Origin of the sequence: Brevundimonas sp. Root1279, from assembly GCF_001425945.1 — a bacterium.
GTDB lineage: Bacteria > Pseudomonadota > Alphaproteobacteria > Caulobacterales > Caulobacteraceae > Brevundimonas.
On the sequence record NZ_LMEB01000007.1, the window covers coordinates 217,209 to 230,191 of the forward strand.

At 70.3% G+C, this 12,983-nt stretch carries 17 protein-coding genes; 7 read left to right on the plus strand and 10 right to left on the minus strand.

What is annotated here, in order from left to right:
• Positions 1–7 precede the first annotated feature (7 nt).
• From ASC65_RS11775 to ASC65_RS11795, 5 genes are all read left to right on the plus strand, one after another.
• The gene (locus ASC65_RS11775; RefSeq protein ID WP_056453288.1) at positions 8–712 is read left to right on the plus strand and encodes a Crp/Fnr family transcriptional regulator; all 705 of its coding nucleotides are present in this window, start codon (positions 8–10) and stop codon (positions 710–712) included.
• A gap of 63 nt (positions 713–775) precedes the next feature.
• Positions 776–1,552 carry a class I SAM-dependent methyltransferase gene (locus tag ASC65_RS11780; protein ID WP_056453292.1) on the plus strand — a complete coding sequence of 259 codons (777 nt, stop codon included), beginning with the start codon at positions 776–778 and terminating at the stop codon, positions 1,550–1,552.
• A complete protein-coding gene (gene ubiB, locus ASC65_RS11785; RefSeq protein ID WP_056453294.1) occupies positions 1,540–3,138 on the plus strand; it encodes a 2-polyprenylphenol 6-hydroxylase in 1,599 nt (532 codons plus the stop codon). Before ASC65_RS11780 ends, ubiB begins: the two co-directional genes overlap by 13 nt.
• A 20-nt stretch (positions 3,139–3,158) precedes the next feature.
• Positions 3,159–3,641: a hypothetical protein gene (locus tag ASC65_RS11790; protein ID WP_056453297.1), complete on the plus strand. Its 483-nt coding sequence runs from the start codon at positions 3,159–3,161 to the stop codon at positions 3,639–3,641.
• A gap of 20 nt (positions 3,642–3,661) precedes the next feature.
• Positions 3,662–4,288, plus strand: coding sequence for an EF-hand domain-containing protein (locus ASC65_RS11795; RefSeq protein WP_056453300.1), 627 nt, complete (start codon positions 3,662–3,664; stop codon positions 4,286–4,288).
• Positions 4,289–4,302: 14 nt separating this feature from the next.
• On the opposite strand, the gene arfB is transcribed toward ASC65_RS11795, so the two are convergent.
• The 8 genes from arfB to ASC65_RS11830 all read right to left on the minus strand — a co-directional run bounded on the left by arfB (position 4,303) and on the right by ASC65_RS11830 (position 10,778).
• The gene (arfB, locus tag ASC65_RS11800) at positions 4,303–4,704 is read right to left on the minus strand and encodes an alternative ribosome rescue aminoacyl-tRNA hydrolase ArfB (protein ID WP_056453303.1); all 402 of its coding nucleotides are present in this window, start codon (positions 4,702–4,704) and stop codon (positions 4,303–4,305) included.
• A complete protein-coding gene (locus tag ASC65_RS11805; protein WP_056453306.1) occupies positions 4,701–5,159 on the minus strand; it encodes a YaiI/YqxD family protein in 459 nt (152 codons plus the stop codon). The genes arfB and ASC65_RS11805 overlap by 4 nt, the downstream gene beginning before the upstream one ends.
• 97 nt (positions 5,160–5,256) lie before the next feature.
• The gene (locus ASC65_RS11810; RefSeq protein ID WP_056453309.1) at positions 5,257–6,606 is read right to left on the minus strand and encodes an amidohydrolase family protein; all 1,350 of its coding nucleotides are present in this window, start codon (positions 6,604–6,606) and stop codon (positions 5,257–5,259) included.
• Complete coding sequence (locus tag ASC65_RS11815) at positions 6,606–8,084, minus strand: amidohydrolase (protein WP_056453312.1); 1,479 nt, start codon at positions 8,082–8,084, stop codon at positions 6,606–6,608. The genes ASC65_RS11810 and ASC65_RS11815 overlap by 1 nt, the downstream gene beginning before the upstream one ends.
• An 82-nt stretch (positions 8,085–8,166) precedes the next feature.
• The gene (locus ASC65_RS11820; RefSeq protein WP_056453315.1) at positions 8,167–8,445 is read right to left on the minus strand and encodes a DUF167 domain-containing protein; all 279 of its coding nucleotides are present in this window, start codon (positions 8,443–8,445) and stop codon (positions 8,167–8,169) included.
• A 69-nt stretch (positions 8,446–8,514) separates the two neighbouring features.
• Complete coding sequence (locus ASC65_RS17180; RefSeq protein ID WP_156459648.1) at positions 8,515–8,679, minus strand: hypothetical protein; 165 nt, start codon at positions 8,677–8,679, stop codon at positions 8,515–8,517.
• Between the two features lie 405 nt (positions 8,680–9,084).
• Positions 9,085–10,014, minus strand: a complete 930-nt coding sequence (locus ASC65_RS11825) for an electron transfer flavoprotein subunit alpha/FixB family protein (RefSeq protein ID WP_056453318.1) — start codon at positions 10,012–10,014, stop codon at positions 9,085–9,087.
• On the minus strand, positions 10,014–10,778 hold the full coding sequence (locus ASC65_RS11830; RefSeq protein WP_056453321.1) for an electron transfer flavoprotein subunit beta/FixA family protein: 765 nt from the start codon (positions 10,776–10,778) through the stop codon (positions 10,014–10,016). Before ASC65_RS11830 ends, ASC65_RS11825 begins: the two co-directional genes overlap by 1 nt.
• 104 nt (positions 10,779–10,882) lie before the next feature.
• Between ASC65_RS11830 and ASC65_RS11835 the strand changes: the two genes are divergently transcribed.
• Positions 10,883–11,218 carry a hypothetical protein gene (locus tag ASC65_RS11835; protein ID WP_056453324.1) on the plus strand — a complete coding sequence of 112 codons (336 nt, stop codon included), beginning with the start codon at positions 10,883–10,885 and terminating at the stop codon, positions 11,216–11,218.
• A gap of 4 nt (positions 11,219–11,222) precedes the next feature.
• On the opposite strand, the gene ASC65_RS11840 is transcribed toward ASC65_RS11835, so the two are convergent.
• Both ASC65_RS11840 and ASC65_RS11845 read right to left on the minus strand, forming a co-directional pair.
• Complete coding sequence (locus tag ASC65_RS11840; RefSeq protein ID WP_056453327.1) at positions 11,223–11,795, minus strand: cob(I)yrinic acid a,c-diamide adenosyltransferase; 573 nt, start codon at positions 11,793–11,795, stop codon at positions 11,223–11,225.
• Between the two features lie 4 nt (positions 11,796–11,799).
• Entirely contained in the window at positions 11,800–12,003 is a 204-nt protein-coding gene (locus ASC65_RS11845) for a twin transmembrane helix small protein (RefSeq protein WP_056453331.1), read from the minus strand.
• 143 nt (positions 12,004–12,146) lie between these two features.
• On the opposite strand from ASC65_RS11845, the gene ASC65_RS17485 reads away from it, so the two are divergent.
• Positions 12,147–12,968, plus strand: a complete 822-nt coding sequence (locus tag ASC65_RS17485) for an OmpA family protein (RefSeq protein WP_056453334.1) — start codon at positions 12,147–12,149, stop codon at positions 12,966–12,968.
• Positions 12,969–12,983: the final 15 nt, after the last annotated feature.

The following is a 12,983-nucleotide window of genomic DNA, read 5'->3' on the forward strand; positions in this document are numbered from 1 at the left end:
AAGGGTGATGGACAATCTCTGGATCGCCGCGCTCGACCCTGCCGACCGACAGCGTATCGAACCCCATCTGACCGAGCGCCCGTTCGCCCAAGGTCAGATGCTCTACGACGCCGGCGAGGCCGTGTCGGAGGTGTGGTTCCCGATGAGCGGCGTGGTCTCGCTGATGACCATCGTCGACGACGACCGGATGATCGAGACGGCCGCCATCGGACGCGAGGGCCTGGTCGGGGTGACCTGCGGGCCGCTGAACGCCCGCGCCGCCAGCCGGGCCATCGCCCAGGTCGAGGGCGTCTCGGCCTGCTGCCCGTCCGATGTGTTCGCCGACGCCCTGGCCGATAGCGAGGGCATGCGCACGGCCCTGGCCAAATTCACCGAGAGCCTGTTCGCCCAGGTGCAGCAGGCGGCCGCCTGCAACGCCCAGCATCGGCTCGACGAGCGGCTGGCGCGCTGGCTGCTGACCATTCACGACCGCGCCGATGACGACCGCTTCGTCCTGACCCAGGCCGACATCGCCGGCATGCTGGGCGTGCGCCGGGCCACCGTGTCGGAGGTCGGCTCGGAGCTTGAGGACCGCGGCCTGATCCGGCGCGGCCGCGGCTGGGTCGAGGTGCTGGACCGCAAGGCGCTCGAGGGCGCCTCGTGCCAGTGCTATGGCCTGATGCGCGGGGTTATGAAGGATCTCGGCGTGCCGCGGCCGAACAAGCCGCGATGATCCGCCGAACCTGCGTCCACGCGGACGGATGACGGAAGGCCCGCGACCCGCTAGACCGCAGTCATGACCGACGCCAGCGCCTCTTCCGGGAAGACCTCGCCCTTCGGCTTTCGCGATGTCGACGCGAAGGAGAAGGTCCGCATGGTGCGCGGCGTGTTCGACAGCGTGGCGTCGAACTACGACCTGATGAACGACCTGATGAGCGCGGGCGTGCACCGGCTCTGGAAGGATGCGGCGGCGGCCAAGCTGAACCCGCGGCCGGGCGAGACCATCCTCGACGTGGCCGGCGGCACCGGCGACATGGCGCGACGCTATTCGAAGATGGCGCGAGCGGCGCAGCTGCGGCTCGGCGGGGCCGACGCCTCGGTGATCGTGCTCGACTACAACGCCGAGATGATCCTGGCGGGGGTGGCCAAGGGCGGCGAGCCGGAGATGAGCTGGACCGTCGGCGACGCCATGGCCCTGCCCCTGCCCGACGCCTCGGTCGACGCCTATTCGATCAGCTTCGGCATCCGCAACGTGGCCGACGTGCCGGCCGCCCTGGCCGAGGCCCGCCGCGTGCTGAAGCCCGGCGGCCGCTTCCTGTGCCTGGAGTTCTCGCGCCCGACGGCCGGGGCGATCCGCGCCGCCTATGACGCCTGGTCCTTCCACGCCATCCCGCGCATCGGCGGCTGGGTGGCCGGCGACAAGGACAGCTATCAGTACCTGGTCGAGAGCATCCGCCGCTTCCCCGACCAGCAGACCTTCAAGGCCATGATCGAGACGGCCGGGTTCAGCCGCGTCAGCGTCACCAACCTGTCCGGCGGCGTGGCGGCCATCCATCACGGGTGGGCGATCTGACCACGCGCATCAACCCCGCGACCCCGCCGCCGCCCCCGGCGACCGTGCCCGTCCGCCATCCGGTCAGCGCCTGGTGGCGGCTGATCGGCTGGGCCTGGGTGCTGGTCCGCCACGACGCCCTGGCGCCGCGGGAGGTGACCCCGCTCCTGCCCGTCTGGGTGCGCTGGATCGCGCATTTCCTGCACCTGTTCGCCGGCCGCGAGGGGCGAGAGGGTCGACCGGGCGAGCGGCTCGGCAAGGCCTTCGAGCACCTGGGACCCGTGGCCATCAAGCTGGGTCAGGTGCTGGCCACGCGGGCCGACATCTTCGGCGTCCAGTTCGCGCGCGACCTGGGCCGGCTGAAGGACGCCCTGCCGCCCTTCCCGATCGAACAGGCGCGCAAGGAGGTCGAGCGCTCGCTGGGCCGTCCGGTCGAGGTGCTGTTCCGCGACTTCGGCGAGCCGGTCGCCGCCGCCTCGCTGGCGCAGGCGCATCCGGCCTGGCTCGCCGACGGCCGCAAGGTGGCGGTCAAGGTGCTGCGCCCCGGCGTCGAGCGCCGCGTCGCCCAGGGCCTGGACGCCATGCGCCTGGCCGCCCGGATGGCGGTGCGCTTCGTGCCCCTGGCGCGGCGACTGGAGCCTTCGGCCTTCGTCGAGACCATCGCCCGCGCCCTGACCCTGGAGCTGGACATGCGGCTGGAGGCCGCCGCCGCCTCCGAGCTGGGCGAAATCATGGGCAAGCAGGCGGGCGAGCTGGGCGGCCACATGACCGCCCCGGCGGTGATCTGGGACGGCGTCGGCAAGCGGGTGCTGACCCTGGAGTGGGCCCCCGGCCTGCCGCTGACCGACCCGCGCGCGATCGAGCAGCCGGGCCTGGACGTCAACACCCTGGCCGACAACGTCGTGCGCTCCTTCCTGAGCCAGGCGCTGGACCACGGCGCCTTCCACGCCGACCTGCACGAGGGCAACCTGTTCTGCCACGCCCCGGCGGAGCTGACCGCGATCGACTTCGGCATCGTTGGGCGCCTGGGCCCGGCCGAGCGGCGCTACCTGGCCGAGATCCTGTGGGGCTTCATCAGCCGCGACTACGAGCGCATCGCCCGGGTGCATTTCGAGGCCGGCTATGTGCCGCCTGAGCATTCGGTCGAGGCCTTCGCCCAGGCCCTGCGCGCGGTCGGCGAGCCGGTGATCGGCAAACAGGCGTCGCAGGTGTCGATGGGCCGGCTGCTGGGCCAGCTGTTCGAGATCACCGACCTGTTCGACATGCACCTGCGGCCCGAGCTGATCCTGCTGCAGAAGACCATGGTCTCGGTCGAGGGCGTGGCCCGGCGCCTGAATCCCGATCACGACCTGTGGGCCGCGGCCCAGCCGGTCGTCGAGCGCTGGATCCGGCGTGAGCTGGGGCCGCAGGCGCAGATCCGAGACGCGATCGACGAGCTGCGCACCACCCTGCGCGCCCTGTCGAAATTGGCGCAGAACCCGCCGCAGGCCCAAACCGTTATCATCCGCGAGAGCCGGGCGCCGACGTGGATGATCGTCTGTGTCACGGCCGCAACCGTCGCCGCGGCGGCCGCCCTTGTTATGTCGCTTTGGCCCGCCATCGTCTGACTCCCTCCCGGAGACGAACCATGAAGCCGCTTCTGCTCGCCGCCGTCCTGCTGGCGATCCCTGTCGTCGCCAACGCCCAGGTCGCCGCCGGATCCGTCCCCAACACCTTCGACCGCCCGGCGACCCAGCCGGCTCGCCCGGCCGCCGCCCCGGCCGCCCGCGCCCCCGCGCGGCCCGCCGCCGGCGAGACCGAGGCGCTGTCCCCCAACCGTGTCAGCGTCAACTCCGAGGGCGCCCTGCGCGCCTTCATCCGCGGGGCCCAGGCGGGTCAGATCGACTATGCCGTGATGAGCGACGACCTGGCCGGCCAGGTGCGCCAGCAGGAGTCGTCGGTGACTCCGATCGTGCAGGGCTTCGGCGCCATCGAGGAGGTCCGCTTCATGGGCAGCCGCGGCACAGCCGACCAATACGCCGTCACCTTCGCCAACGGGGCGACGGAATGGATGATCGGCTTCAACGAAGACGGCAAGATCGCCGCCCTGCTGTTCCGCCCGGCCCAATAGCCCGCGCGCCGGGAGGCCCCATGCGCAGTCCCCGAGCCGGCCGGGCGCGGCCGTCGATCTCTCTCGCCGCCCTGGCCCTCGTCGCCGCCGGCCTAGCGGCTTGCGCCGGCGGCCCGTCGCACGGTCCGCCCGCCCCGCCCGCGCCGCCGCTGTTCGTCAGTCCCTTCGGCGAGCTGTTCGTGGGCAAGCCGGAAGATGCGTGGCCCGTCGCCGACTGGTTCCTGGGCGCCGACGCCGACCTGGACGGCGCGATCACCTTCGAGGAGTTCAGCGCCGATGGCCGGCGCTGGTTCGACCGTTTGGACGCCGAGCGCGACGGGCGGCTGACGCAGAGCGAACTGACCGCCTATGAGGTCAGCCTGCACGGGTTCGGCGGCGGCCCCCGTCCGGGACCGCGCCAGCGTGCGCGGCCGGCGAAGGCGATCCCGGGCAACTACGGGGTCGTGGCCGAGGCGGGCTTCTTCGGCCTGCCCCAGCCGGTCAAGGCGGCCGACGTCAACGTCGACCAGCGCATCTCCAGCGAGGAATGGGCCCAGGCCACCGAGCGCTGGTTCCGCGCCCTGGACACGGACCACGACGGCAAGCTGACCCTCGCCGCCCTGCCCAAGACCACCCTGCAGCAACGCAGCCAGGGCGGCCGGCCCTAGTCCCTCGAGGCCGGTCAGTCGATGCGGGGTTTGCCCCGGCCGCTCTTGACCGTACTGCGCTTGGCCTTGCCCTCCAGCCGCCGCTCCTTGGAGGCCCGGGTGGGCCGGGTCGGCACGCGGTAGACCGGCTTGATCGAGGCCTCCGCGACGAGCGCCTGCAGCCGCTCGACGGCGTCGGCGCGGTTGCGCTCCTGGGTGCGGAAGCGCACGGCGGTGATCAGGATCTCGCCCGCCAGGGTCGCCCGACTGCCGGCCAGTTTGAGCAGCCGCTCGCGCACCGGATCGGTCAGGGAGGGCGAGTTCAGGGCGTCGAAGCGCAGCTGGACGCTGGTCGAGACCTTGTTGACGTTCTGCCCGCCCGGCCCGCCGGAGCGGAAGAAGCGGAACTCGAGTTCGTCGTCGGGGATGACGGTCATTGGACCGCCCGCTTCGCCATCACCACCGCCCGGTCCAGGGCCTGCAGGAAGTTGGAGCGGTCCTTGGGGCCGAACGGCGGCGGGCCGGAGGTCGCCACGCCCATCGAGCGCAGGTGCTCGCCGACCATGCGGCCGGCCAGGGCCGAGCCGATGGAGTCAGCGGTGAAGGGCGTGCCGTTCGACTTGAGCGCCTGGGCCCCGTTCTGCAGGCAGCGGTCGGCCAGGGGGATGTCCTGGGTGATGACGATGTCGCCCTTGCCCGCCCGCTCGGCGATCCAGTCGTCGGCGATGTCGGGGCCGGCGTCGACGACGATCTGCTCGATCCACGGGTCGCGGCGGGTGTTGATCCAGCCGTTGGAGACCACGAACACGTGCAGGCCGTAGCGCTCGGCCACGCGGTAGACCTCGTCCTTCACCGGGCAGGCGTCGGCGTCGATGAAGAGGCGAGGAAGCATCGAAGGTTCTAGGGGTTAGGTTCTAGGGGCTAGGGAAGGAGAATGGACTGCCGAAGCATCCTTCCCTAGCACCTAGCCCCCAGAACCTAGAACCTCCTTACCGGCTGTACGCGGGCGGCATCGCGCCTTCGCCGCCGTTGCGGTAGCGGTCGCGCAGCAGGAACTGGCGGCTGGTCGGGGCCTGTTCCTGGCCGCCGATGAAGATGGTCTCGGCGATCGACAGGGGCTCCAGCGGGTCGCCTGTCCAGACCACGACGTCGGCGGCGGCGCCGGGGCGCAGCTCCCCGAACTGGCCGGCCATGCCGAAGATCTTCGCCGGATTGACCGTGATCGCCTCGATCGCCGATGCGTAGGGCAGGCCGTGCGAGACGGCGTTGCCGGCGTTGTAGCGGGTCTCGCGGGCGCGGTGGATCGAGCCTTCGTTGCCCTTGATGGCGATGGTCACCCCGGCGGCGTCGAGCGCGGCGGCGTTCTCCATGCGGGCCGCGCGGGTCTCGAGATTGCCCGGCAGGTTGGAGATCGGGTTGAGCAGCACCGGCACGTCGGCGGCGGCGATCTGGTCGGCGACCAGCCAGCCTTCCTCGGCCCCGTCGAGGATGATCTTGACCCCTTCCTCGCGGGCCAGACGCAGCACCTGCTGGATGTCCGAGGCGCGGCGCACGGTGACGATCAGCGGCATGGTCCCGTTGGCGACGGGGATCAGGGCCTCGAGATCGGCGCGCGACAGGCTGAGATCGCGCAGGCCGGCGCGATCATAGGCGGCCTTGTTGCGGGCGTAGAGGCGGACCTCGGCCAGGGTTTCCTTGAACTGGGTGAACTGGGCCCCGCGCGAGCCGCCGGAGATGCTGGCCCCGGCCTCGCCGAAGGGCGCGACCATGGCCACGCGCGGCTTGACCAGGATGTCGGTCCCCGCCGCCAGATGGATGATGGCGGCCTGGCCGGCGAACAGGCTGGGCGCCTGCAGGCCGTCCTCGATGCCCGCGAAATTGGAGTCGTCATGGGCGTGGCCGCCGCCCCCGCCGCCGGCGTGGCTGGGCACCACCACCGCGCGGGTGATGCCGCCCAGGCGGGCCACCGGCAGGGTGAAGGACCAGGGGTCCAGGCCGTAGGAGACGTCGAAGGAGGCGCTGATCGAGTTGGCGCCGTTCGACAGGTCGTCCGAGCCGTTGACCGACGAGATCTCCGAACCGCCGAGGCCGGAATCGACCGCCACGAAGCCGGGCGAGACGACCTTGCCGCGGGCGTCGATGACGCGGGCGCCCGAGGGGGCGGCGCCGGTCCCGACCGAGACGACCCGGCCGTTCTGGATGACGACCGTGCCGTTCTCGATCACCGACGTGCCGGTCAGGACGCGGCCGCCGGTGATGGCGGTCAGCTCCTGGGCGAGGGCGGGGCTGGCGAGGGCGGCCGCCGAGACGGCCGCGAGGATGAGGGTCCTGAGGCGCATCAGCGGGCTCCCTGCGGCACGGTGGCGGCCGACAGGCCGAAGCCCGGCTGGCCGAGTTCGAAGTCGGAGACCGGCTGGTAGGCCGGGTTCATGCGGTCGAAGGCGAGGCCGCCGTCGATGAACACCTGGTCGGCGCGGGCGTAGACCGAGAACGGATTGGCGCTCCAGATCACCACGTCGGCGCGCTTGCCGGCCTCCAGCGAGCCGGTCTGGTCGGCGATGCCGAGCGACCGGGCCGGATTGAGCGTGATCCAGCTCATGGCCCGCTCTTCCGGGATGTTCATGCCGATGCGGCGGCCGGCGGCGAGGCCGGCGGCGGCTTCCTGGTTGAGGCGCTGGGTCAGTTCGGCGTCATCGGAGTGGATGACGGCGCAGGAGTTGGGCTGGGCGTCGACGAGCGCGGCGTTGGCCTCGACCGCGTCCAGGGCCTCCATCTTGAAGCCCCACCAGCCGGTCCACATGTCGGCGCAGATGCCTTCGCGGGCCAGTTGCGGGGCCAGCTTGTAGGCCTCGATGGCGTGGTGGAAGGCGGTGATCTTGTAGCCGAACTCCTTCGACAGATCGATCATCATGGCCATCTCGTCGGCCCGGTAGCAGTGGTTCTGGATCAGGACGGTGCCGTCCAGGACTCCGGCCAGGGTCTCGAGCTGGAGGTTGCGGGTCGGGGGCGAGCCCTCGCCGTCCTCGCGCCACTTGTCCCACTTCGCCTTGTACTCGCGCGCGGCGATGAAGGCGGCGCGATAGCCGGCCATGTTGCCCATGCCGGTGGCGGGGCTCTGATTGCGGCCGCCATAGACGCGCGACGGGTTCTCGCCGCAGGCCATCTTCAGGCCGTAGGGCGCGCCGGGCATCTTCATGCCCTGCATGGTCACCGAGGGCACGTTGCGGACGGTGACGCCGCGGCCGCCGAACAGATTGGCCGAGCCCGGCAGGATCTGGAGGGTGGTCACGCCGCCGGCGCGGGCGGTGTTGAAGCCGGGGTCCTGCGGCCAGAGGCTGTGCTCGGCCCAGACCTGGGCGGTGTTCGGGCTGGTGGCCTCGTTGCCGTCGCTCATGCCCTGCACGCCCGGCGACGGATAGACGCCGAGATGGGAGTGGACGTCGATGATGCCCGGGGTGACGAAGCGGCCGCGCGCGTCGACGACCTGGTGGCCGGACGGGACCGCGGTGGAGGCGTCGCCAACCGCGGCGACGCGGCCGTCGGTGACGATCACCACGCCGTTCTCGAACTTGCGGCCGGCGCCGTCGAAGACCGTGCCGCCGACGATGGCCAGGTTCTGGCGCGGCAGGCCGCGGTAGGTCGAGGGGAAGGGGTCGGGATTGTTGGCGAAGTCGAGGCCCGGGGCCAGCGGCTTGCGGGCCTCTGCGCTGGACGAGCCGTCGGCGGCGGGGGTCTCGCTCCCCGTGGTGGCGCAGGCCCCGAGGGCGAGCACGGCGAGGGCGGCGAGGCTGACACCCCGCAGGCGGCTTAGTCTCATGGAAAGCTCCCCTAGCGCACGGTCGCGCGCAGTCGGGGCGGATTACAAAAGGCTCAGCTGCGCCGCGACAAGGCCGGAAACATTACAAGTCCGTAAGGCGGGATTTCAGGTCGTCCTCGGACAGTCCGTCGACCTCCAGCATCTTGGTCCGCGACTGCCCGCCCCGCGCCAGCGACACGGCGGACTTCGGTACGCCGAGGGTCTTGGCCAGGAGCTTGATCAGCGCCGCATTGGCCTCGCCCTCGATGGGGCGGGCGCGGACGCGGACCTTGAGGACGGGCCGGCCGTCGGCGTCGACATCCCAGCCGTCGATGCGGTCGGCGGACGCGCCGGGGGTCAGACGGACGGGGAGCTGGACCATCGCCTGGAAGGATCAAATCCGCGGGCGGGATTCAAGGGCGGCGGCCCGCCTTTGCTTCAAACCGCTGGCCTAGACAGCCATCGCTCCGGATCGCCGAAGCGCCTCGAAAACGCGGCGGGCCATCAGCGGGTGCGTGATGTTGTGGGGCAGGAGCGGGCCGCACCCCATGGCGGTCGCGATCGCGATGACGGTGGCCCGGTCAACCTCCGAAAGCCCATGATAGGGATCCTTCACGGCACGTCCTCCAACTCAACTGCGTACGTCATGGACCTCCGCACGGTCCAAGTCTATCTAAATCCGTGTTGAGCAAATCCGGAATCAAATCCTCCGTAGTTCGGATGCCCGGATAGGCTTTATTTCAATCACTGTACAAATCATGCAGTATCGCTGAAAAGTTTGACGCAATCGGAAGCGCATGAAGGCTTCGCAGAATCATTGCGCACCGCCGATTTACGTCAAACAGCCAAGATTATAGCCCCCGCCAGCAGGCAGGAATCGCGTTATCGGCCCCTATTGCATCGATCAGTTTGGGGTGGCCGCTGAACGGATCGCACCGGACGCCCGCCCTTCGCCCATGAAAAAGGGCGCGGCCCCGTGCGGCGCCGCGCCCTTCTCGATCCGTCTGGCGGAGGTTGGGCCCTAGCCCAGCGCCTTCATCAGCTCGGGCACGGCGGTCTTGTAGTCGGCGACCCAGCCGTAGTCGGCGACCTGGAAGATCGGGGCGTCGGCGTCCTTGTTGATGGCGACGATGACCTTGGAGTCCTTCATGCCGGCGAGGTGCTGGATGGCGCCCGAGATGCCGATGGCGATGTAGAGGGCCGGGGCGACCACCTTGCCGGTCTGGCCCACCTGGTAGTCGTTCGGGGCGTAGCCGGCGTCGACCGCGGCGCGCGACGCGCCGACGGCGGCGCCCAGCTTGTCGGCCAGGGGGTCCATGACGGCGTGGAACTCTTCCGACGAGCCGAGGGCGCGGCCGCCCGAAACGACGATCTTGGCGGCGCCCAGTTCCGGGCGGTCCGACTTGACCATCTCGTCCGAGACGAAGGTCGTCTTGGTCGCTTCGGCGCCGGCGACGGTCTCGACCGAAGCCGAGCCGCCTTCAGCGGCGGCGGCGAAGGCGGTCGGGCGGACGGTGATGACCTTCTTGGCGTCCGAGGACTGGACGGTCTCCAGGGCGTTGCCGGCGTAGATCGGGCGCACGAAGGTATCGGCCGAGACGACCTCGACGATGTCCGAGATCGGGGCGACGTCGAGCTTGGCGGCGAGACGCGGAGCGAAATTCTTGCCATCGGTGTTGGCCGGGGTCAGCACGGCGTCGTAGCCGGCCGCCAGCGGCAGGACGGTGGCCTCGACGGCCTCGGCCAGCATCTTGCCCAGGCCGGCGCTCTCGGCGAGCAGGACCTTGCGCACGCCGGTGATCTTGGCGGCGGCGTCGGCCACGGCCTTGGCGCCCTGGCCGAGGACCAGCAGGTCCACGTCGCTCGAGATGGCCAGGGCGGCGGTGACGGTCTTGTGGGTGGTGTCGCGAACGTGGGCGCCGTCGTGATCGGCGATGACGAGAACGGCCATTACAGGACCCCCGCGGACTTGAGCTTGGAAACCAGTTCGGCGGCGTCAGCCACCTTCACGCCGGCGGAACGCTTCGGCGGCTCGGACACCTTCTGCACCTTGAGGCGCGGGGCGACGTCGACGCCGTAGTCGGCGACCGCCTTGACCGTGATCTCCTTCTTCTTGGCCTTCATGATGTTCGGCAGGGAGGCGTAGCGCGGGGTGTTGAGGCGCAGATCGACCGAGACCACGGCCGGCAGGCTGGCGGCGACGGTCTGCAGGCCGCCGTCGACTTCGCGGGTGACAGTGGCCTTGCCGCCGCCGATTTCCACCTTCGAGGCGAAGGTCGCCTGGGGCCAGTCGAGCAGGGCCGCCAGCATCTGGCCGACGGCGTTGTTGTCGCCGTCGATCGACTGCTTGCCGAGCAGGACCAGGTCCGGCTTCTCCTCGTCGACCACGGCCTTGAGCAGCTTGGCGACGGCCAGCGGCTCGAGGTCGGCGTCCGACTGGATCAACAGGCCGCGATCCGCGCCCATGGCCAGGGCGGTGCGGATGGTCTCCTGCGCCTGGGTGACGCCGATGGAGACGACCACGATCTCTTCGACCGAGCCGGCGGCGTGGTGCTCCTTGCCTTCCTTCATGCGCACGGCCTCTTCGACGGCGATCTCGTCGAACGGATTCATGCTCATCTTGACGTTGGCGAGATCGACGCCGGACTGGTCCGCTTTCACGCGGGCCTTGACGTTGGAGTCGATCACCCGTTTGACGGGGACGAGAACCTTCATTTGAGTATCCACAAAGTCGCCGGAATGTTGGGTCAGGCAATAGGTACGCCGAACCCGGCCTGTCAACGTAACGTGGCGTCAACTCGCTCCAACGGATCTAACCGATGCACCGTCTCCTGACCATGAAACGGCTGAGCGTCCTGTTCCTCTGCACATTCGCCGTGCTGATGGGCGGAGTGTTCGCCTATGAGGCCCTGGTGACCGCGCCGGGCGACCGCTGCGAAGCCGAGGGCAAGTGGTGGGACCCCAGCGGCCGGGTCTGCGCCCAGCCGATCGCCATCGCCGAGATCACCAAGCGCCCGCCCGGCGTGAGCCGCAAGGACGCCTCCGTGGCCAAGCTGCAGGAGCTGGTCGAGATCGAGCACGGCCTGGCCGCCGCCAAGGCCGCCCGCGACGCCGACGCCGAGCGGCAGCGCGTCCGCCTGGCGGCCGAGCGCTAAGCCGTCAGCGGGTTCCGCCCGGAACCCACTTCACGTCGTCCGCCCCGTTGGCGTTGGCCCGGCGGGCGGCCACGAACAAGTGATCCGACAGCCGGTTGAGATAGCGCAGCGCGACCGGCGACAAATCGCGCCCGGCCTCGATGCCGCGGATCACGTCACGCTCGGCGCGGCGGCAGACGGTGCGGGCCAGGTGCAGGTGTGCGGACAGGGCCGAGCCGCCCGGCAGGATGAAGCTGTCCAGCGCCTTCAGGCTCTCGTTCATCCAGTCGATCTCGGCTTCCAGCCGCTCGACCTGACCGTCGAGGATGCGCAGCGCCTCCCACTTGGGGGCCGGCGTGTGCGGGGTGGCCAGGTCGGCGCCCAGATCGAAGAGCTCGTTCTGGATCCGGCCGAGCATGGCGTCGATGCGATCGTTCTGGCCGGAGTGGAGCCGGGCCAGGCCGAGGACGGCGTTCAGCTCGTCGACGGCGCCATAGGCCTCGACGCGCGGATCGGTCTTGGACACCGGCTCGCCCGAGGCCAGGCGGGTTTCGCCGCCGTCGCCGGTCTTCGTATAGATGCGGTTGAGCACGACCATCCGGTCAGGCCCCGTGCGTGGACTTCCACCACATGCCGAGGACGAGCAGGGCCACCGCCACCGCCTGCAACACCACGCGCAGGCGCATGAGCTTGTTCGACCGCGAGCGGGCCTCCGGCCCGTCCTGGTAGAGCGAGCGGATGCCGAAGGCGAGGGTGACGGCCACGGCGAGGATGGCGACGATGATCAGGATGTCGAGAATACCCATGCGGCCGTTCTAGGCTTCGCCGTCCCGCCGCGCCAGCCTCCGTACAAACCCTGACAGGGGAGCAAGCGACGCACCTGGCACGTTATTCCGGGGTCGTGGATGCCCGGCCGATCGGAGCTGGGCGGCGACGGGAGGATCTGCCCGTGACTCGCTGGGTCTATATTCTGCAGGAGGTCGCCGGGATCACGACCACCCTGGCCGAAAGCCGCGCCCGCCTCGCCGACCTCGTCGGAGCCGCCAACATCGAAGCGGACCGGCACGTCGACAACGCCTTCCACTTCGCCCTCAACCAGACCGGCATCGAACGCTTCCGCAGTGGACCGGCCAAGGCGGAGGGCTGGGTCGAGCACGATCGCGCCGATCCCTGGGCCAGCACCGCCGCACCGGCGGCCGCCGGCGGTCTGCCCAAGTGGCTGCCGTGGCTATTGCTGGCGGTTCTGGCGCTGCTGGCCATCCTGGCCTTCCGCAGCTGCGGCGGCCCGAAGGTCGACGCGCCCGAGGTCGAGACCGCCGCGGTCGAGCCGCTGCCCGCTCCGGACATGCCGGCCCTGCCGAAGATCGAGACTCCACAGCCCGCCAGCACCGGCCTCGCCAGCTATCTGGAAGGGACGGAGCCGACCCCGCGGCGGTTCATCTTCGACAATCTGAATTATGAGACGGATTCGGCTCGGCTGGCGGCGGACGCCAGCAATGTGGTCGGCGCCATCGTGGTCATCCTGAAGCAGCACCCGACCGCGCGTGTCGGGGTGGTCGGCTACACCGACTCCGAGGGCGACGACGCCGCAAATCTGAAGCTGTCGCAAGACCGCGCGACCTCGGTGTCCCAGGCGCTGCAGGCCCAAGGCATTGCGGCCGACCGGATCGAGGCCCGCGGGCTCGGCGAGGCCGACCCGATCGCTTCGAACGAGACGGCCGACGGCAAGGCGCAGAACCGCCGGACCGAGCTGGTCGTGCTGGCGCGCTGATTGAGGAGCCCCGGG